At 70.8% G+C, this 20,400-nt stretch carries 15 protein-coding genes and 2 pseudogenes; 12 read left to right on the top strand and 5 right to left on the bottom strand.

Annotation, left to right across the window (positions count from 1 at the left end; translation table 11 throughout):
- The first annotated feature begins 241 nt into the window (after positions 1-241).
- From IEZ12_RS09340 to IEZ12_RS09375, 8 genes and pseudogenes are all read left to right on the top strand, one after another.
- Positions 242-1,978, top strand: a complete 1,737-nt coding sequence (locus tag IEZ12_RS09340) for a hypothetical protein (RefSeq protein WP_189271564.1) — start codon at positions 242-244, stop codon at positions 1,976-1,978.
- Between the two features lie 140 nt (positions 1,979-2,118).
- Positions 2,119-3,609, top strand: a pseudogene (lysX, locus tag IEZ12_RS09345) (bifunctional lysylphosphatidylglycerol synthetase/lysine--tRNA ligase LysX); the annotation flags it as partial.
- A 79-nt stretch (positions 3,610-3,688) separates the two neighbouring features.
- Positions 3,689-3,841 carry a hypothetical protein gene (locus IEZ12_RS09350; protein ID WP_043914843.1) on the top strand — a complete coding sequence of 51 codons (153 nt, stop codon included), beginning with the start codon at positions 3,689-3,691 and terminating at the stop codon, positions 3,839-3,841.
- Positions 3,842-3,946: 105 nt separating this feature from the next.
- Positions 3,947-4,339: a BlaI/MecI/CopY family transcriptional regulator gene (locus tag IEZ12_RS09355; RefSeq protein ID WP_100588343.1), complete on the top strand. Its 393-nt coding sequence runs from the start codon at positions 3,947-3,949 to the stop codon at positions 4,337-4,339.
- Positions 4,340-4,350: 11 nt separating this feature from the next.
- The gene (locus IEZ12_RS09360; protein ID WP_043914847.1) at positions 4,351-4,878 is read left to right on the top strand and encodes an amino-acid N-acetyltransferase; all 528 of its coding nucleotides are present in this window, start codon (positions 4,351-4,353) and stop codon (positions 4,876-4,878) included.
- A 104-nt stretch (positions 4,879-4,982) separates the two neighbouring features.
- Positions 4,983-5,339 (top strand): histone-like nucleoid-structuring protein Lsr2, encoded by a 357-nt coding sequence (locus IEZ12_RS09365; RefSeq protein WP_043914848.1) that lies wholly within the window; start codon positions 4,983-4,985, stop codon positions 5,337-5,339.
- Between the two features lie 680 nt (positions 5,340-6,019).
- Positions 6,020-8,539, top strand: coding sequence for an ATP-dependent Clp protease ATP-binding subunit (locus IEZ12_RS09370; protein ID WP_189271566.1), 2,520 nt, complete (start codon positions 6,020-6,022; stop codon positions 8,537-8,539).
- 373 nt (positions 8,540-8,912) lie between these two features.
- On the top strand, positions 8,913-11,246 hold the full coding sequence (locus IEZ12_RS09375; protein ID WP_189271611.1) for an immune inhibitor A domain-containing protein: 2,334 nt from the start codon (positions 8,913-8,915) through the stop codon (positions 11,244-11,246).
- Positions 11,247-11,329: 83 nt separating this feature from the next.
- Here the strand turns inward: IEZ12_RS09375 and IEZ12_RS09380 are convergent, their stop codons facing one another.
- A complete protein-coding gene (locus IEZ12_RS09380; protein ID WP_189271567.1) occupies positions 11,330-12,436 on the bottom strand; it encodes a threonine aldolase family protein in 1,107 nt (368 codons plus the stop codon).
- A 339-nt stretch (positions 12,437-12,775) separates the two neighbouring features.
- Here IEZ12_RS09380 and IEZ12_RS38050 point away from each other — a divergent pair, with 339 nt between their 5' ends.
- Positions 12,776-13,759: a M23 family metallopeptidase gene (locus tag IEZ12_RS38050; RefSeq protein WP_229847361.1), complete on the top strand. Its 984-nt coding sequence runs from the start codon at positions 12,776-12,778 to the stop codon at positions 13,757-13,759.
- Between the two features lie 45 nt (positions 13,760-13,804).
- On the opposite strand, the gene IEZ12_RS09390 is transcribed toward IEZ12_RS38050, so the two are convergent.
- Entirely contained in the window at positions 13,805-14,419 is a 615-nt protein-coding gene (locus IEZ12_RS09390; RefSeq protein WP_189271568.1) for a TetR/AcrR family transcriptional regulator, read from the bottom strand.
- Between the two features lie 210 nt (positions 14,420-14,629).
- Here IEZ12_RS09390 and IEZ12_RS09395 point away from each other — a divergent pair, with 210 nt between their 5' ends.
- Positions 14,630-16,255, top strand: a complete 1,626-nt coding sequence (locus IEZ12_RS09395; protein WP_189271569.1) for an MDR family MFS transporter — start codon at positions 14,630-14,632, stop codon at positions 16,253-16,255.
- A 57-nt stretch (positions 16,256-16,312) separates the two neighbouring features.
- Here IEZ12_RS09395 and IEZ12_RS09400 read toward each other — a convergent pair whose 3' ends face one another.
- Entirely contained in the window at positions 16,313-17,218 is a 906-nt protein-coding gene (locus tag IEZ12_RS09400) for an HhH-GPD family protein (RefSeq protein WP_189271570.1), read from the bottom strand.
- A gap of 35 nt (positions 17,219-17,253) precedes the next feature.
- Positions 17,254-17,985 (bottom strand): rhomboid family intramembrane serine protease, encoded by a 732-nt coding sequence (locus tag IEZ12_RS09405; RefSeq protein ID WP_189271571.1) that lies wholly within the window; start codon positions 17,983-17,985, stop codon positions 17,254-17,256.
- Between the two features lie 133 nt (positions 17,986-18,118).
- Between IEZ12_RS09405 and IEZ12_RS09410 the strand changes: the two genes are divergently transcribed.
- Both IEZ12_RS09410 and IEZ12_RS09415 read left to right on the top strand, forming a co-directional pair.
- Positions 18,119-18,982 carry a hypothetical protein gene (locus IEZ12_RS09410; protein ID WP_189271572.1) on the top strand — a complete coding sequence of 288 codons (864 nt, stop codon included), beginning with the start codon at positions 18,119-18,121 and terminating at the stop codon, positions 18,980-18,982.
- Positions 18,983-19,004: 22 nt separating this feature from the next.
- Positions 19,005-19,193, top strand: a pseudogene (locus tag IEZ12_RS09415) (NAD(P)-dependent oxidoreductase); the annotation flags it as partial.
- Positions 19,194-19,253: 60 nt separating this feature from the next.
- Here the strand turns inward: IEZ12_RS09415 and IEZ12_RS09420 are convergent.
- A partial coding sequence (locus IEZ12_RS09420; RefSeq protein WP_229847362.1) for an MFS transporter occupies positions 19,254-20,400 on the bottom strand: 1,147 nt, incomplete at its 5' end.

Below are 20,400 nucleotides of genomic sequence, written 5' to 3' on the forward strand. Positions count from 1 at the left end.
CCCGGAGCCCCCGGGGATCCGCACCTGCGGACCCCCGGGGGCTCCGGGCTTCTCACGCACCGACTCGTGGAGATGTGTCGACATCGTGGGGCGTTGGCGGAGGAACGGCGATCAAGATTCGGTAACGGGTGCGGGCGAAAGCGGCCGCCGCGTCCCGAACTGTCCGAAATCACACTGCTCCGATGTCCGAAAACCACCCTATGGTCTGGGTCGATCGCATCCGAAAGATCGAAGGATCACCGTGGGCAACTCGCGCATCACGCGCCCGGCCGCCATCGGCGCACCGCTGGCCGCCGCCGCCATCCTGGCCCTTACCTCGGCTCCCGCGCACGCCGCGGACGAGCTCCGGCTCGACGTCCCGTCCGCCTTCACGCTCCCGGCCGCGCCCGCCACCGGCGACGCCACCCCGGTGGAGCTGACGGTCGGCTCGTCCGGCCCGATCGCCGCGAACGCCTCGCGGGAACTCGTCGTGACGTACGACGCGACCGGCCTGGCCGGCATCGCGAGCTTCGCGCTCAACCCCGGCTGGGGCACCGGCTGGGGCACCAAGTGCAACACCACCGGTCAGGTGTCCACCTGCACGTTCACCGTGCACTCCTGGCCGAATTCCACCAGCTTCGGCAGCCAGTTCAACCCGACGCTGACCGCCGTCAAGGGCGCGCCGCAGGGCCAGGTCGGCCACCTGAGGATCAGCCAGGGCTGGGCGGGCGGCCCGACCGGCCCCGCCGCCGACATCGCGGTGTACGCCGGCGGCCCGAAGCTGGAGCTCGACCAGAACCTGGGCAACCAGCCGGTCGACGCCGGCAAGCCCGGCGCGGTCGTCAAGCAGCCGCTCCGGGTGACCAACAACGGCACCCTGGAGAGCGGCCAGCTGGTGGTCGGGGCCCAGCTCTCGCCGGGTCTGACCTTCAAGCAGCACTACGCCAACTGCTCGTACGGCACCTACGCGGGCGGCGAGAAGAACGAGGTGTTCAAGGACACCCAGGCGGCCATCTGCACCATCAACACCTCGGTCAAGCCGGGCCAGACGGTCACCGTCGACCCGATCGAGGCCGTGGTCGGCTCCGACGCGCTGTACCCGGACATCGACTTCGTCGTCTCCTCCGGGGTCAACGACGACCTCAAGTACGTGCGCGGCGGGTACACGTTCACGCCCGCCTCCAACACCGGCCCGCGGCTCACCGCCGGCCTCCCGGAGAACCCCGCCGCCAAGCCCGGCCCGCCGAACGTCGGCCCGCAGGCGCGGAACTCGGCGATCGTCCAGTACCGCGTCACCACCAACGCGGACTTCTCCGCCCGCGGCACCTGGACCCCGGCCGACGGCGGCCGGAAGGGCACCCTGGCGGTCACCGTGCACAACGGCGGACCGGCCTCGGTCGCGTACCTGCGCAGCGGCAACTCCATCGCCTCCGCCCTGGTGACGCTGCCGTCCGGCGTCACCGTCTCCGGCAAGCTGCCCGACGGCTGCGGCGTCCGCGAGGAGCGCCCGAACGTCGTCGCCTGCAGCCTCCCGATGTGGCTGCTCAACGGCGCGGACCGGACCTTCGACCTGCCGCTCGCGGTCTCCGACCCGGCCGCCGGCCCGAAGGCCGTCATCGCGCTGACCACCGAGCAGGGCGCGTACGAGAGCAAGGTCGAGGCGCTGCCGTACGACACCGAGAACGCCAACAACACGGTCTCCGTGACGCTCGGCTCCACCGCCGTGACCGCCACCCCGAGCGCTCCGGCCACCCAGCCGGCCGGCGGGCAGTCCACCGCGCCCACCGGGAACGGCTCCGGCGCCGGCACCGCCCCGAGCACCGGCGCGACCCCGACCGCCACCGGCAGCAGCACCGCGGGTGCGGGCAGCGGCGGCGGCCTGGCGTTCACCGGCAGCGAGGGCACCGGCACCATGGTCGGCCTGGGCGTGGGCGCCATCGTGCTGGGCGGCGGCGTGATCGCCGTGGTGGCCCGCCGCCGGCGCGGCATGCACGGCTGACGCGATGTCAGGAGCCCCCGGGCCGCCCGGTCGGCGGCCCGGGGGTCCGGCGTCGCCGGGCCCGGGGGCCGCCCGGCGCGATATCCCGTGGCGGAACAGCCCGTGAGCCTGGCTACCCTGGTGGGGTGAGCGATCAGAGCACTCTCCCCGCGACCGACGACCTTCCCGAGCAGATGCGCGTCCGGCGCGAGAAGCTGGACCGGCTGCGGGCCGCCGGCATCGACCCGTACCCGGTCGGTTTCCCCCGTACCTCGACCATCGCCGAGCTGCGGGACAAGCACCCCGACCTGGCGCCGGACACCGCGACCGGCGAGCGGGCGGGCATCACCGGCCGGGTGATCCTGGCCCGCACCGGCGGCAAGCTCTGCTTCGCCACGCTGCGCGACGGCTCCGGCGACCTCCAGGTGATGCTGTCCCTGGACAAGCTGGGCGAGGAGCGGCTGGCCGCCTGGAAGGCCGACATCGACCTCGGCGACCAGGTCGGCGTCGAGGGCGAGGTGATCACCTCCCGCCGCGGCGAGCTGAGCGTGATGGTGGACCGCTGGGAGCTCACCGCCAAGTGCCTGCGTCCGCTGCCGGACAAGCACAAGGGCCTGACCGACCCGGAGGCCCGGGTCCGCCAGCGCTACGTCGACCTGATCGTGAACCCCGAGGCGCGCGAGATCCTGCACCTGCGCAGCAAGGTCGTCCGCTCGATCCGCCGCACCTACGAGGAGCGCGGCTACCTCGAGGTCGAGACCCCGATGCTGCAGCCGGTGCACGGCGGCGCCAACGCCCGTCCGTTCACCACGCACATCAACGCGTACGACATCGACCTGTTCCTGCGCATCGCCCCGGAGCTGTACCTCAAGCGGCTGGTGGTCGGCGGCGCCGAGAAGGTCTTCGAGATCAACCGGAACTTCCGCAACGAGGGCGCGGACTCCACCCACAACCCGGAGTTCACCTCGCTGGAGTCGTACGAGGCCTACGGCGACTACGACACCCAGGCCGAGCTGATCCGGGCGACCATCGTGAACGCCGCGCGGGACGCGCTGGGCACCACCGTGGTCAAGGGCCTCGGCCCGGACGGCGCCGAGCACGAGATCGACCTCGCCGAGCCCTGGCAGGAGGTCTCGGTCTACCCGGGCATCTCCGCCCACCTGGGCACCGAGGTCACCCCGGCCACCTCGGTGGACGAGCTGCGCAAGCTCGCCGACGAGGCCGGCATCCCGTACGAGAAGGAGTGGGGCCACGGCCAGATCGTCCTGGAGATGGTCGAGCGCCTGCTGGAGCACCACGCGATCAAGCCGACCTTCATCAAGGACTACCCGACCGAGGTGTCCCCGCTGACCCGCCGGCACCGCTCGATCGAGGGCGTCGCGGAGAAGTGGGACCTGGTGATCTTCGGCACCGAGATCGGCACCGCCTACTCCGAGCTGATCGACCCGGTCGAGCAGCGCGCCCGCCTGACCGCGCAGTCGCTGCTGGCCTCCGGCGGCGACGTCGAGGCGATGCAGCTGGACGAGGACTTCCTGCGCGCCCTGGAGTACGCGATGCCGCCCACCGGCGGCCTCGGCCTCGGCGTGGACCGCCTGATCATGCTGCTGACCGGCAAGAACATCCGCGAGACGGTGCTGTTCCCGCTGGTGAAGCCCCAGAAGGCGGAGAAGATCGAAGAAGCGGCGAAGGCAGCCGGCGCCGAGGCCGACGAGGACACCGAGGAGTAGCCCCATGGAGTACGTCAGCGCGATCGTGCCGCCCCTGGTCATGGCGATCGGTTTCGCCTTCCTGGTGCGGGCCATCATCCGCAGCCAGGGCGGCGCCCAGAAGGCCAAGGAGGACGCCGCCGCCGAGGCGATGGCGACCCGTTCCACGGCCGAATAGTCCGACCGCAGACCGGCGCGTCGTTCCCCCTTTCGGGGAGCGGCGCGCCGGTCTTTTCAGTATTTGCCGGTCTTTGTCCGATTCCGGCCTATCCTGGTCCGCACTATGGTGCGGCAACTCGGAGAACTCGAGAACGACATCATGACCCGGGTGTGGCAGTGGAACCGCCCGGTCACTGTTCGAGAGGTTCTGCAGGATCTGCGTTCAGAACGTGAAATCGCGTACACGACCGTGATGACGGTGCTCGACAAGCTCTATCGAAAGGGCTGGGTGCGCCGGGAGCGCGCCGGGCGCGCATACCGATATGAGCCGGTCTCCTCACGCGAGGCTTACACCGCCGCGCTGATGAACGACGCCTGGGCGACGAGTGACAATCCGGCCGCGGCGCTGGTGCACTTCTTCGGGATGATGTCGCCGGAACAGCGCGAGTGGCTGCGCGACGCGCTGCGAGTGGCCGGCGCCGATACCGAGGAGACCCGCGCGCCCGAGGCACGATAACGTTCCACGGCATGGAGGTCACCATCCGCCGTGCGCGGACCACCGACGTGCGCGCCGTTCGCCGACTCATTGACACGTACTCGCGGGACGGCATTCTGCTCGACAAGCCGACCGTCACCCTGTTCGAATCCGTCCAGGAGTTCTGGGTCGCCGAACGCGACGAGGACAGCCGCGTGGTGGCCTGCGGCGCGCTGCACGTGATGTGGGAGGACCTGGCCGAGGTGCGCACCCTCGCGGTCGACCCGGTCTGCAAAGGCCTCGGCATCGGCCACCAGCTGCTGGACAAGCTGCTGGAGACGGCGCGCTGGCTCGGCGTACGTCGGATTTTCTGCCTGACGTTCGAGGTGCCGTTCTTCTCGAAACACGGCTTCGTCGAGATCGGCGAAAACGACGATCGTACGGCAGACCCGGCAGCCGTGGCCACAGAAGTCTATGAAGAACTTCTGCGCTCGTACGACGAAGGCGTCGCCGAGTTCCTCGACCTGGAGCGGGTGAAGCCGAACACGTTGGGCAACTCGCGCATGCTACTGCACCTCTGATGCGCCGCTGCGGCCACGACGGGCGGCACAGGGGTTTGTGTTTTCCGGGAAAAGGCGCTTTCCTTTCACTAGGCAATGGATCGTTATCGCGGAAAGGGAAGCCCGTGGCACAGAGGGTTCAGGTCATTCTGGAAGACGATCTCGACGGCGGCTCCGCGGACGAGACGGTGACGTTCGCCCTGGACGGCGTGGCCTATGAGATCGACCTGAAGAGCGACAACGCGGAGAAGCTCCGCGGTCTGCTGGCCCCGTACGTCGAGAAGGGCCGCAAGCAGAGCGGTCGACTGACCGCCCCGCGGCGCGGCGGCGGCACCCGGGGCGCCGGTCGTTCCGCTTCCGCCGGACAGGCCGACACCGCCAAGATCCGCATTTGGGCGAAGGAGAACGGCCACCCGGTCAACGACCGCGGCCGCGTCCCGAGCAACGTGCGCGAGGCGTACGAGAAGGCACACGCCTCCTGAGCCCTCGCGGAACCACCGCGGGCGGGCGGGCGGCAGGCCCGGACGCGCCCGCGCACAGGCGCCCGTGAGGGCGTCCAGCAGGCAGAGCGGGTCGGGCGGGAGCAGGTCCCACAGGGGCCGCCCGGCACCGGCCCGCAGCCGGTCGGCGATCCGCCCCGCGCCGGCCGGCCGACGCCTCCCCCGGGCAGGCGGCGGCCGGCGGCGAACTGGTCACGACCTGTGCAACGCTGGAGTGAGCGACGCTGCCACGGCCGTCCACCATGCGGCGGTACGTCACGCGCGGCCGACTTGACGGCCCGTCACTCCGGGTGCCCGGTCGGCCGACTTCTCGCCAGGCGAACAAGCGCCCACCGGAAACCGCGCGAAACCCGCCGCGCAACCGGGTATGAATGCAGGTGGACGGGGTCGTAGGAGCCCGGCCGCAGCACTGCACGGGGCCGGTCCACCGGTTCCACCGGTTCGTGTTCGCCGTTGGCGTAGCGGTATCCGGTGCATCGGGCCCGCCGCTGGGAACACCGTCTCCCAGCATCAGGTTGGGAAAGGTGTCGGCTGGTCGCGCAGCATGTTTCTCCCGCTCCGGTGGGAGTTCCGTAGCCGCGCCGCTGAGCGGGACTAGCATGCGGAAGGACAGGGCGGGGACGGCCCCCGAACTGACCGACCGCTCTGAGGAGCGATTAACGATGTTCGAGAGGTTCACCGACCGCGCGCGGCGGGTTGTCGTCCTGGCACAGGAAGAAGCCCGGATGCTCAACCACAACTACATCGGCACCGAGCACATCCTCCTGGGCCTGATCCACGAGGGCGAGGGTGTCGCCGCCAAGGCGCTGGAGAGCCTCGGCATCTCGCTCGAGGCGGTCCGCCAGCAGGTCGAGGAGATCATCGGCCAGGGCCAGCAGGCCCCGTCCGGTCACATCCCCTTCACCCCCCGGGCGAAGAAGGTGCTGGAGCTGTCGCTCCGCGAGGCCCTTCAGCTCGGCCACAACTACATCGGCACCGAGCACATCCTGCTCGGCCTGATCCGCGAGGGCGAGGGCGTCGCCGCCCAGGTCCTGGTGAAGCTCGGGGCCGACCTGAACCGGGTGCGCCAGCAGGTCATCCAGCTGCTCTCCGGCTACCAGACCAGCGGCGGCAAGGAGTCGGCCACGGCCGGCGGCCCCGCCGAGGGCACCCCGTCCACCTCCCTGGTGCTCGACCAGTTCGGCCGCAACCTGACGCAGGCCGCCCGCGAGGCCAAGCTCGACCCGGTGATCGGGCGCGAGAAGGAGATCGAGCGGGTCATGCAGGTGCTGTCCCGCCGCACCAAGAACAACCCGGTGCTGATCGGCGAGCCCGGCGTCGGCAAGACCGCGGTCGTCGAGGGCCTGGCCCAGGCGATCGTCAAGGGCGAGGTCCCGGAGACGCTGAAGGACAAGCAGCTCTACACGCTGGACCTCGGCGCCCTGGTCGCCGGTTCGCGCTACCGCGGTGACTTCGAGGAGCGCCTGAAGAAGGTCCTCAAGGAGATCCGCACCCGCGGCGACATCATCCTGTTCATCGACGAGCTGCACACCCTGGTCGGCGCGGGCGCCGCCGAGGGCGCGATCGACGCCGCCTCCATCCTGAAGCCGATGCTGGCCCGCGGTGAGCTGCAGACCATCGGCGCCACCACGCTGGACGAGTACCGCAAGCATCTGGAGAAGGACGCCGCGCTGGAGCGCCGCTTCCAGCCGATCCAGGTCGCCGAGCCGTCGCTCCCGCACACCATCGAGATCCTCAAGGGCCTGCGCGACCGGTACGAGGCGCACCACCGCGTCTCGATCACCGACGCCGCCCTGGTCGCCGCCGCCACCCTGGCCGACCGGTACATCTCGGACCGCTTCCTGCCGGACAAGGCGATCGACCTGATCGACGAGGCCGGTTCCCGGATGCGCATCCGCCGGATGACCGCGCCGCCGGACCTGCGCGAGTTCGACGAGAAGATCGCCGAGGTGCGTCGGGAGAAGGAGTCCGCGATCGACGCGCAGGACTTCGAGAAGGCCGCGTCGCTGCGCGACAACGAGAAGCAGCTGCTCCAGGCGAAGGCCAAGCGGGAGAAGGAGTGGAAGGCCGGCGACATGGACGTCGTGGCCGAGGTGGACGAGGAGCTCATCGCCGAGGTCCTGGCCACCGCCACCGGCATCCCGGTCTTCAAGCTGACCGAGGAGGAGTCCTCGCGTCTGCTGCGCATGGAGGACGAGCTCCACAAGCGGGTCATCGGCCAGGAGGACGCCATCAAGGCGCTCTCCCAGGCGATCCGCCGTACCCGCGCCGGTCTGAAGGACCCGAAGCGCCCCGGTGGTTCGTTCATCTTCGCCGGCCCCTCGGGTGTCGGTAAGACCGAGCTGTCCAAGACCCTGGCGGAGTTCCTGTTCGGGGACGAGGACGCGCTGATCGCGCTCGACATGTCCGAGTTCTCGGAGAAGCACACCGTGTCGCGGCTGTTCGGCTCCCCGCCCGGATACGTGGGTTACGAGGAGGGCGGCCAGCTCACCGAGAAGGTGCGCCGCAAGCCGTTCTCGGTGGTGCTGTTCGACGAGGTCGAGAAGGCCCACCCGGACATCTTCAACTCGCTGCTGCAGATCCTGGAGGACGGTCGCCTGACCGACTCCCAGGGCCGGGTCGTGGACTTCAAGAACACGGTCATCATCATGACCACCAACCTCGGCACCCGGGACATCTCCAAGGGCTTCAACCTGGGCTTCGCGGCCACGGGTGACGTCCAGACCGGCTACGAGCGGATGAAGGCGAAGGTCGGCGAGGAGCTCAAGCAGCACTTCCGCCCCGAGTTCCTGAACCGTGTCGACGACATCGTGGTGTTCCACCAGCTGTCGGAGGCGAACATCATCGAGATCGTCGACCTGATGATCGCGAAGGTGGACCAGCGGATGAAGGACCGCGACATGGCCATCGAGCTCAGCGCGGAGGCCAAGAGCCTGCTGGCGAAGCGCGGCTACGACCCGATCCTGGGCGCCCGTCCGCTGCGCCGCACGATCCAGCGGGAGATCGAGGACCACCTGTCCGAGAAGATCCTGTTCGGTGAGCTGCGGGCCGGCCACATCGTGGTCGTCGGCGTGGAGGGCGAGGGCAAGGCTGCCAAGTTCACCTTCCGCGGCGAGGAGAAGTCCCCGGTGGCGGACACCCCGGCGGCGGTCACGGCGACCGGTCCGGATCTGACGAAGTAATAGAGCCACAAAGCGCGTTCCAAGCCGCCGCCCCCGACCTGATCAGGTCGGGGGCGGCGGCTTTTCGGCGTTCGGGTTTTCAGTTGAAAAACTGTTTAGGTTTCCGTGCGCTGTGAATCCCAAGGGGCGGACGGCCGAACGGGTGGGCTCCGGCGCGGTGCGAGTGCGACCGACCCCGCCATGCCAGGCACCGTAGGTAGATTGACGGATCGTCAGATCATTTGAGTTGGCGGAGCATAGCGGCGTGGCCATGCCAGGGTCAAGGTCTTTCTTTTTTACCCGACCTTGGGTCAAATGTCGTCCACCTGTCTCGCATTGGTTCACCGGCTCGGCCACCGCCGCACCGGTAAGGGGAGGACGTCCCACCTTGAAGATGACCAAGAAGGTCGCCGCGGCCTCCGCCGCCATCGCGGTCAGCGCCGCGCTTGGCGTCGGTATGCTGCCCGGTATCGCCACCGCCGCACCGGCGACCCCGGCCGTGACGGACCCGGCCGACGCCATTCAGAACGACAGCGTGCCGCGCGAGCTGCAGAGCCCGCTGGCCGACAAGGTCGAGGCCGAGCAGAAGGCCGCGATAGAGCAGCTGGTCAACGGCACCGCCCAGGTCGAGAAGCACGGCAACGGCTCCTCGGTCAAGCTCGGCCGTGACAAGTACGTCGAGCTGTCGCGCGAGCGCACCGACCGGATCTTCACCATCCTGGTCGACTTCGGCGACCAGGTGGACAACACCACCACGACCCCCGACGGCAAGGTCAAGTACGGCGGCACCCCCGGCCCCGCGCGCAACCAGATCGCCGCCCCGGACCGCACCAAGGACAACTCCACTGCCTGGCAGGCGGACTACAACCAGGCCCACTACCAGGACCTGTACTTCGCGCCGAACAAGCCGTCGCTGAAGACCTACTACGAGAAGCAGTCCTCGGGCCGCTACTCGGTCGACGGTCTGGTCACCGACTGGGTCCGCGTTCCGTGGAACGAGGCCCGCTACGGCTCGGACTACTGCGGCCAGCACGTCTGCGCCAACGCGCAGGACCTGATCCGCGACGGCATCAACGCCTGGGTCGCCGACCAGAAGGCCAAGGGCCGCTCCGACGCGGACATCAAGGCCGACCTGGCGCAGTACGACCAGTGGGACCGCTACGACTTCAACGGCAACGGCAACTTCAACGAGCCGGACGGCTACCTGGACCACTTCCAGATCGTCCACGCCGGTGAGGACCAGTCGGCCGGCGGCGGCGTCCAGGGCACCAACGCCCTGTGGGCGCACCGCTCGTACGTGTACGCCAACCAGGCCGGCAAGACCGGCCCGGACAACAACAAGCTCGGCGGCACCCCGATCGGCGCCACCGGCCTGTGGGTCGGCGACTACACCATGCAGCCGGAGAACGGCGGCCTGGGCGTGTTCGCCCACGAGTACGGCCACGACCTGGGCCTGCCGGACCTGTACGACACCTCGGGCACCGGCATCGACAACTCGGTCGGCTTCTGGTCCCTGATGTCCTCGGGCTCCTGGCTGGGCGAGGGCCGCAACGAGATCGGCGACATGCCGAACGACCTGGACATCTGGTCGAAGCTGAAGCTGGGCTGGCTGGACTACGACACCGCCAAGGCGGGTCGGACCACCACCACCCTGCTCGGCCCGGCCGAGTACAACAACAAGCGCAAGCAGGGTCTGGTCGTCGACCTGCCGGCGAAGACCGTCACCACCGAGATCAACACCCCGTTCGCGGGTGGCAACGAGTGGTGGAGCGGCAGCGCCGACAACCTGAACGTCTCGCTGACCCGTGCCGTCGACCTCACCGGGAAGACCTCGGCCACGCTCACCGCCAAGGGCTGGTTCGACCTGGAGCAGGACTACGACTTCGCGTTCGCCGAGGTCTCCGCCGACGGTGGCAAGAACTGGTCCTCGCTGGCCGGCACCTTCAACGGCAAGGCGCTGCCGGAGAACTCCATCACCGGTAACTCGAACGGCTGGGGCGACCTGTCGTTCCCGCTGGACGCGTACGCCGGCAAGGCGATCCAGATCCGCTTCCACAACACCACCGACCCGGGCGTCCACCTGAAGGGCCTCGCCCTGGACGAGATCGCGGTGACCGCGAACGGTGCGACCGTCTTCACCGACGGTGCGGAGAACGGCGACAACGGCTGGACCGCGTCGGGCTTCTCCCGGATCTCCGGCAAGTTCAACAAGGACTACGACCAGCACTACCTGGTCGAGAACCGCCAGTACGTGTCCTTCGACTCCACGCTGAAGACCGGCCCGTACAACTTCGGTTCCGCCGCCCGCCCGGACTGGGTCGAGCACTACGCCAACCAGAACGGCGTCCTGATCTGGCTGTGGGACTCCTCGCAGTCGGACAACAACGTGGCCAACCACCCGGGCCAGGGCCTGATCCTCCCGATCGACGCCCACCCGACCCCGCTGAAGTGGAACGACGGCTCCCTGATGCGTCCGCGCTTCCAGGCGTACGACTCCACCTTCCGCTTCGAGCGCACCACCGGCCTGCAGCTGCACAAGGCCGACGCGCTCACCAAGGTCCCCAGCGAGCGTGGCGTGACGGTCTTCAACGACCGCAAGAACACCTACTGGGACAAGTCGAACCCGTACAGCAGCGTCCAGGTGCCGAACACCGGTACCCAGATCGAGGTGCTGTGGCAGTCGAACAACCAGCTTGAGGCCCTGATCCAGGTCAAGCACGCCAAGTGACGCTTGCCTGAGCACGGCTGAACGGCAGGGCCCCGACGGTTTCCGAACCGTCGGGGCCCTGCTCCGTTTCCCGCCGCGGTCGCTCAGAGCAGGGCGAGGAAGGCCGTCATCGCCTCGGTGACGTCCTCGGCGCTCCACTCCAGCGCGTCGGCGGCCACCGTCACCTCGGTCATCGCCGCGCCGGGCTGCGGGCCGGGCTCCCACCAGCCGCCGAACAGCGACACGCCCTGCTCCTCGGCCTGCCGGTGGCCGGCCTCGATCAGCTGCTCGGCCGGGTACGGGAGCCAGAGCTGGAACTGGTGGGTGTGCGGCGGCTCCGGGTTGATCCGGGCGCCCGGGGTCCCGGCGAGCGCGGCGGCGACCACCTTGGCGTGCGCCACGTAGTCGGGCAGCCGGGGCAGTTCGCGGTCCAGGCCGGCCAGCGCGGACAGCACGGCGGGCCACTGCTGCCAGATCCGGCCGCCGTAGCGGTGCCGCCAGACCTTGATCCGGCGGACGAACTCTTCTTCGCCGGCGACCAGCGCGCCGCTGTGGCCGCCCAGCGACTTGTAGCAGGAGACGTACACCGACCCGGCGCGGGCGCAGATCTCCGGCAGGTTCCGGCCCAGATGCGGGGCGGACTCCCACAGCCGCGCACCGTCCAGGTGGACCGGCAGGCCGCGGTCGGCGGCGAAGTCGTACAGCGCGGACAGCTCCTCCCAGCTGGGCAGCAGGAAGCCGGCGTCGCGCAGCGGGAGCTCCAGCATCAGCACGTCGAACGGCTCGTCCAGGGCGGCCAGCTGCGCGGCGGTGGGCTGCTGCGGGCCGGTGGCCTGGGGGACCGACCGCAGGCCGCTGAGCACCTGGTGGGCGCGGCGTTCGTGGACCTCGGGGTGGGCGAGCGGGTGCATCGCGACCACCGGGCCGTGGGTGTCGGCCCAGGTCTTGAGGGCGGCCTGCTGGGCCATCGTGCCGGTGGGGAACCAGGCGGCGTCGGGCTTGCCGAGCAGGTCGGCGGTGCGGCGTTCCAGGGTGCGCACGATGCCGTCGCCGTACCGGTCGGTGGGCTCGTCCAGCGGGTAGGGGCCGTCGGCCAGCGCCGCGAGTTCGGCGAGCGATTCGCGGACGGTCTGCGGGCGGCCGCCGGACAGCAGGCGCTCGGCCTGGCGGCGGGCGGTGAAGCGGCGGTCCTGCTCCGGAATGTCGTTCATCAGCTGATCATCTCCGACGGCTGGGTGGATCGGACGGTGCAGCTGGTTCGGAGGCCGGTTCTACCCGGGCCGCTTCGGACTCAAACCGGCCGCTTCCCGGTGGCGATGGTCACAGGCCTCCGGCGACCTACGACCGGAAGTAGGAGGTTTACGCCTCGATGTACCGTTCTGTCCGATGCTCCGGACCGCTGTTCCGTGAGCTTCACCCACTACCCGTCGTCGTACGTCACACCTTTGGACCCACCCCGGGAGGTCGTTTACACCGGAGTCGTTCCCCCAGTTCGGCGAGCCCCCCGGCTCGGCCCCGCTCTGGCCCCGTCCGTGAGGTACCGACTCCCGATGCGTTCTTTCCCCGCCACCGGCCGCCGGATTCTCCAGGCGATCAGCACCCGCCACGTCTACACCGTCACCGGCTCCGACTCCGCCGCCGCGGCCCCGGCCCGCCGGACCCCCGCCAAGACACTCGCCACCGGCGCCGCCGTGGTCGCCTTCGGCGCCATGCTGATCCCCGGCGGGCACGCCGTCGCCGCGCAGGCCCAGCCGGCCGCCCTGGGCGACTCCCCGTTCGCCGCCGCGGACGTCCAGCCGGGCGAGCTGCAGCTGTCCGAGCCCGAGACGCACCAGGCCGACACCACCAGCCCGCTGGCCGTCGTCGCCGCCAACCTGGAGCAGCTGACGAACCCGGTGGACGGGCACGCCGCGGACCAGCACCCGGCCGACGAGCACGCCGCGGACCAGCACCCGGCCGACGAGCACGCCGCCGACGAGCACCGGGACCAGCCGCAGCAGAACGAGCAGCCGGCTGCCCCGGCCGAGCAGCCCGCCCCCGCGCCCGAGCCGGCTCCCGCGCCCGCTCCCGCGCCGGAGCCCGCCCCGGCCCCTGCTCCCGCTCCCGCTCCCGCTCCGGTCAACCCGGACTGGTCCTCCCCCGCCCCGGGCGCGTCGATCAGCAACCCGTACCACAAGACCAACCCGTCGTACGCGGCCGGCTACCACACCGGCACCGACTTCGCGGTCTCCGTGGGCACCCCGCTGATGGCGGTCGGCAACTCGACCGTGGTGTCGTCCGGCTGGGCCGGCGCCTACGGCAACCAGGTCGTGCTGAAGCTGTCCGACGGCCGCTACGCCCAGTACGCGCACCTGTCGCAGCTGGAGGTGAAGGCCGGCCAGCACGTGAACGCGGGCGACCGGATCGGCAAGTCCGGCAACACCGGCAACTCGACCGGCCCGCACCTGCACTTCGAGATCCGCACCGCCAACCAGTACGCGAAGGTGATCGACCCGATCGGTTACCTGAAGGGCCACGGCGCGAACAACTTCTGATCCGCCGCCCCGCCCCCTTCGCAAGGGACCCCCGAGCCGTCCGCGTCAGTGCGCGGGCGGCTCGATGTGTGCGGCGACCTCCAGGGCGACCTCCAGGGCCGCCTCCATCGCCTCGTCCGCGCTGACGCCCGTCGCGCAGGCGACCGGTTCCCGGCCGGGCTCGCACAGGTCGGCCTTGAGCAGGAACATCGCCGAGTGCATGGAGGTCAGCGCGACGGTGGCGCGCAGCTTGTCGCGGAAGCTCGGCTCCGGCCCGTGCAGCAGGGTGATCATCTTGATCATCCGCTCCTTGAACGCCAGCCCGGCCGCGGACTCCCGCAGCGCGGGCTGGTTCTCGTGGAAGAAGCGCAGCAGCGGCGCCCGCTCGCCCATGCCGGCGGCGAACCGGCGGAGCAGCTCGTCGCGCAGTTCGGGCGACCAGTCCTTGCCCTCGCCGAACGCGATGGCGTCGTCCAGCGGGGCGGCCATCTTCTCGACGATGCCGCGGACGATGTCGTCCTTGGTCTTGAAGTGGTAGTACAGGGCGGCCTTGGTGACGCCGAGGCGGTCGGCGATCTCGCGCAGCGAGGTCTTCTCGTAACCGTGCTCGGCGAACAACTCCAGTGCCACGTCGATGATCCGCGCTCGGGTGTCGCTACGGGGGCTCTGGGGAGTGGTCATCGCTGGCGGCCTGCCTCGTGAAGCGGTGCGGACGGATGTCAAGGTCCGGTTCTTGTTCGCATTCTCCCTGCCCAGAGGGGCTCCATCGAAACTGGCTTGACGACCGGCTAGGGAACAACTTACCGTGCCGAACGGCAATTAACTAGCCGGTCGTCAAGTAAGTACCGTCGCGGGCAGCACCGCGGCACTGCGCCCCGGGAGAGACGCACCATGACAACCCAGCAGTCCGAGGCGGCTCCGGAGGAGCCGCCGGTCGAGCTCGGCAAGGCCGACGACGGCGGATTCGAGCAGCGGCCGCACCGCGAGGTGCGCCTGGTGATGATCGGCCTGGTGATCACCATGCTGCTCGCCATGCTCGACAACCTGATCGTCGGCACCGCGATGCCCACCATCGTCGGCGAGCTGAACGGCGCCGAGCACATGTCCTGGGTGGTCACGGCCTACACCCTGGCCACCGCCGCCTCAACCCCGATCTGGGGCAAGGTCGGCGACCTCTACGGCCGCAAGGGCTCGTTCCTGGTCTCGATCGCGATCTTCCTGCTCGGCTCGGCGCTGTCCGGCATGTCGCAGTCGATGGACCAGCTGATCGCCTTCCGCGCCGTCCAGGGCCTGGGCGCCGGCGGCCTGATGGTCGGCGTGATGTCGATCATGGGCGCGCTGGTGCTGCCCCGCGACCGCGGCAAGTACCAGGGCATGTTCGCCGCCGTCATGGCGCTGGCCACCATCGGCGGCCCGCTGATCGGCGGCTTCATCACCGACCACCTGAACTGGCGCTGGACGTTCTACGTCAACCTGCCGCTGGGCGCGATCGCGCTGGCCTTCATCGTCGTGGTGCTGAAGCTGCCCAAGATCCGCTCCAACGCCAAGATCGACTACCTCGGTGCGGCGCTGCTCACCATCGGCATCGTCTCGATGGTCCTGATCACCACCTGGGGCGGCCACGAGTACGCCTGGGGCTCCAAGCAGATCCTCGGCCTGGGCGCGCTGTCCGTCGCCTCGGTGATCGGCTTCTGCTACGTCGAGCAGCGGGTCGCCGAGCCGATCATCCCGCTGGGGCTGTTCCGCAACCGGAACTTCACCATGGTCTCGATCATCGGCTTCATCGTCGGTTTCGCGATGTTCGGCGCGGTCACCTTCCTGCCCACCTACCAGCAGATCGTCCAGGGCGCCTCGGCGACCAACTCCGGCCTGCTGCTGATGCCGATGATGTTCGGCATGCTGGTGATCTCGCTGGTGGTCGGCCAGGCCATCACCAAGACCGGCAAGTACCGGATCTACCCGATCATCGGCACCGTGGTGATGGGCGGCGGCTCGCTGCTGCTGTCCACCCTGTCCGTGGACACCTCCAGCTTCGCCTCGTCCTGCTACATGGTGGTGCTCGGCGCCGGCATGGGCTTCCTGATGCAGGTCACCATGCTGGTCGCGCAGAACAGCGTGGAGATGAAGGACATGGGCGTCGCCTCGTCCTCCGCCACCCTGTTCCGCACCATCGGCGGCTCCTTCGGCGTGGCCCTGTTCGGCACCCTGTACATCAACCAGGTCAACAAGAGCGTCGAGAAGCTCCCGCCGGAGGTCCTGCAGCACATGCAGCAGAGCGGTGGCGGCGGCGAGGGCATGTCGGCGATGAACCCGGCCACCCTGAGCAAGCTGCCGGCCGACGTGCTGAGCGCCTACCAGCACGGCATCTCCAACGGCATGCACACCGTCTTCCTGTGGGGCGCGGTGATCAGCCTGGTCGCCGTCGTCGCCTCGCTGTTCCTGCGCGAGGTCAAGCTGCGCGGTGGCGCGGACGCCGCCGAGGCCAAGGCCGAGGCCGCGCTGGAAGGCGCGATCTGACGATCGCCCCCGCAACGCGCAGCGGCCCGGGACCGGACGGTCCCGGGCCGCTGCGCGTTACTGGGGCAGCCGGTAGGTGCCCGGTCCGACGGGTTCCACCAGGCCGTCGGCGACCAGGCCGTCCAGCGCCCGGGCGCGCTGGATCGCGTCCGGCCACACCACGTCCAGCTGGCCCTGGGTGACCAGGCCGTGCGCGTCCCGCAGCACCGCCAGCAGCTTGCCGCGGACCTGCCGGTCGGTGCCCTCGTAGGTCTGGCCGCGCCGGGCCGGGCCCTGGTACGGCGGGCAGCCGGCCCGCTGCCAGGCGCACTCGGCGAACAGCGGGCAGGCGCCGCACTCGGGGCCGCGCGCGGTGCACACCAGGGCGCCCAGCTCCATCACGGCGACCGCCCAGGTCGCGGCCCGCTCGTCACCGGCCGGGAGCAGCTCGTGCGCGGTGCGGCGCTCGGCGGCGGTGGTGGCGTTCGCCGGGTACTCGACGCCGGTGACGGCGCGGGCGAACACCCGGCGCACGTTGGTGTCCAGCACCGCGTGGCGCTGCCGGAACGCGAACGAGGCGACCGCGGCCGCCGTGTACTCGCCGACCCCGGGCAGCGCCAGCAGCGCCGCGTGGTCGTCCGGGACGACGCCGTCGTGCTGCTCGGTGATCGCGGTGGCCGCCGCGTGCAGCCGCAGCGCGCGGCGCGGGTAGCCGAGCCGGCCCCACATCCGCACCGCCTCGCCGGGTGCGTCCGCGGCCAGGGCGGCGGGGGTGGGCCAGCGCTCCAGCCAGGCCGCGTAGGCGGGCAGCACCCGCTTCACGGGCGTCTGCTGGAGCATGAACTCGCTGACCATCACCGCCCAGGGCGAGGCGTCCGGGGTCCGCCAGGGCAGATCGCGGGCGTTGGCCTCGTACCAGCCGATGACAGTGGTGTGCAGCGCCTGGACGGCGGCGGGGGCGGGAGTCGAAGCAGTGGCAACCATGGCACCCCGATCCTGCCACGAGGTGCCGTGCGGGCTTAAAGCCCCAGGTCGTCAAGCTCCTTCAGCAGGTCCGCGCGCGGGCTGGCCGACGCCCCGCCACTGCTGCCGAGCACGGCCGGGGACGCGGACGGCTCGGGGTCTGCGGCGGCGGTCGCCGTCCGCTTCGGGCCGCGGGTGCGGAAGATCCAGGCGCCGGCCAGGCCGCCGACCAGGCCGCCGAGGTGCCCCAGCCAGGACACTCCGGGGGTGCCGGGTATCGCCGTGGTCAGCAGGTACGCGAAGGACGCGCCCATCACCAGGCCGATCAGCGAGTCGATCAGGTTGCGGTCGAACAGGCCGCGCAGCACCACGTAGCCGAAGTAGCCGAAGATCACGCCGCTGGCGCCGACCGTCACCACGTGGTCCCGCTCGAACAGCCAGACCGCCATGCCGCTGGTCACCACCAGCAGCGCCGTCAGGCCGAGGAACTTGCGCACGCCGCGGTAGGCGGCGAGGAAGCCGAACACGAACAGCGGGCCCGAATTGCCTTCCAGGTGCTGCCAGTTCAGGTGCAGGAACGGCGCGGTCAGCAGGTCCGGCAGGCTGCTCGCCTGGCGCGAGACGATGCCGTGCTGCAGGGCGAGCTGCTCGTCCGTCGCCCAGTTCGCCAGTTGCACGGCCCAGATCAGGCAGAGGAAGCCGAACATGGTGAAGAACGCCCGGCGCGCCTCGGCGATCAGCTGCGCGGGGTCGAGGGTCGCGGGAGCGGAGTCGTGCGGGGAGGCCATGAGGGCGACTATAGGGCGGCGCACCGTCGTGTCGAGTCCCTCTGACGGAGCAAATGGCGGATCATGTGAAAGAAGTGCCCCTGCTGCGGTGTTGATGCGTCAACAGATGCACAAGGTCTCGTAGAGTTTGCCCGTGCCTTCTCTGCGCCAGCCCGTCGGACCGCTGCCCGCCTCGATCTACTGGCGGCGGCGCGTCGTGGTCCTCGCCGTCCTCGCCGTCGCCCTGCTGCTGGTCGGCTGGCTCGCCTTCGGCACCGGCGGGGACGGGAAGCAGAAGAAGGCGGCCGACACCACCAATCCGCTGCCCGCGCCCGCGCAGTCCATCACGCCCGGCGCCTCCCCCAGCGGCTCCGCCATCACCAGCCGCCCCGGCGGCGGCTCGGGCTCGGGTTCCGGCGGCACGGCCGGCGACCTGAACGTGACCGGCGGCACCGGCGGCGGCTCAGGCACTGGCGGCGGCTCGGGCACCGGCGGCGGTTCGGGCACCGGCGGCACCGGTTCGAACGGCGGCGGCAGCGGCAGCGGCGGCGGGCGCACCGCCACACCCGGCCCCTCGCCGGCTGTCAACACGCCCGAGGTGATGGCCCTCCCGGTCTGCGCCACCTCGCAGCTGTCGCTGGAGCTGGCCCCGGCGCAGAACTCCTTCGCCGCCAAGGACAAGCCGCGCCTCGCGCTGACCGTCCGCAACTCCTCGGGCTCCGGCTGCCGGGTCAACCTGTCGCACGAGCACTCGGCGCTGACCATCACCTCCAGCACCAACGAGCGGATCTGGTCGTCCGCCGACTGCATCCCGGAGCGGGTCGACGCCTGGGCGCAGATCGCCGGCAACAGCGGCGTCACCGAGACCTTCGGCTGGGACCGCAGCCGCTCCAAGCCGCAGTGCGCCACCGCCGACCCCACGCCCGCCCAGCCCGGCAACTACCTGGTCCAGGCCGACCTGACCGGCCCGGCCGGCGGCCCGCTGTCGGCCCGCACCTCGATCCGCCTGGAGGGCTGACGCCCCGGGCGGGCCGGACATGTCCCACTTCAGCCCCGCCGAGCAGATCGGCCCCGGCGAGCGCACCGGCCGCTTCCGCCTCGGCGGCGACCAGCCCGTGCTGGACGCCGACGGGCTCAGCCGGATCTCCGCCGAGGACGCCGCCGTCGCCCTGGTCGACGAGGCCGAGCTGCCCCGCCACGTGCAGCGCCGCTTCACCATCGGGTACTGAAGCACCGGGCACCGAAGCACGGGGCACTGAACCCTCGGACACCGTCCCGGCCCCGGCGGCTCACGCCTTCGGCCAGCTCGTGCCGCGCAGCGAGCGGCCGAGGGTGAGCGGGAGCAGCCCGGCGGCGAGCAGCGCGGCGAGCAGGGGCAGGACGGTGGTGGCGGGGAGGTGGTCGAGCAGCAGGCCGGCCGTCATGGTGCCGACGGGCAGGCCGGCCATCAGCAGCGTCATGGTGGCGGCGACGGCGCGGCCGCGCATCGCCTCCGGGACCTGCTGGAAGACCAGCACGTCGAGCATGACGCGCAGCGCGGGCACGCCGAGGGACATCGCGGCGAGGGCGGCGAACACCACCACGGGGCCGACGGCGAAGGCGGGGACGAGGAACAGCAGCGCGGCGCTCCAGGCGACGGCGAGCAGCAGGACGCCGGGGGCGAGGGTGCGGTGCAGGCGGGTGACGAGGGGGGCGCCGAGCAGGCCGCCGACGGCTTCGCCGGTGAGGGCGAGGCCGGTGCCGGCCTCGGAGGTGCCGTGGTCGCGCAGCAGCACCATGACGGCCAGCAGCATCGCGGAGCCGGCCAGGTTGAGCGCGACGGTGACCAGCACGGTGGCGCGCAGCGCGGGATCGGTGAGCAGGTACCGCAGTCCGGCGAAGACCGCGCCCTTCTCCTTCCCGCCGTCCGTCGTCCCGTCCGCCGTCCCGTCGGTCGTCCCGCTGTCGAAGCGGACGGCGATCGACGCGCCGAGCGCGGCCGCGGAGGCCAGCACGGTGGCGAGGAACGGCACGGCCCGGCCGAGGCCGAGCAGCAGGCCGGCCAGCGGGGGCCCGGCCAGGGCCGCGCCGTTGACCCGGAGTTCGTCCTGGGACAGCGCCTGGCGCAGCTGCTCGGGCGGGACGACGGCGCGCAGCGCGAGCATCCGGGCGGGGCCGCCGTAGGCCATGGTGGCGCCGATGGCGGCGGCGGCCAGCAGGGTGTGCGGGACGGTGAGGCGGTGGGCGAGCAGGGCGACGGCCACGCTGAGCGCGGTGAGCAGGCGGACGGTGTCGGCGACGATCAGCACCCGCCGCCTGTCGTGCCGGTCGGCGACGGCGCCGCCGTGCAGGCCGAACAGCACGGACGCGCCGAACTGGACGGCGCCGAACGCCCCGGCGAGGGTGGGCGATCCGGTCATGGCGAGCAGCAGCAGCGGATACGCGGTGTCGGCGACG

This window comes from Kitasatospora griseola, assembly GCF_014648555.1.
Taxonomy (GTDB): domain Bacteria; phylum Actinomycetota; class Actinomycetes; order Streptomycetales; family Streptomycetaceae; genus Kitasatospora; species Kitasatospora griseola.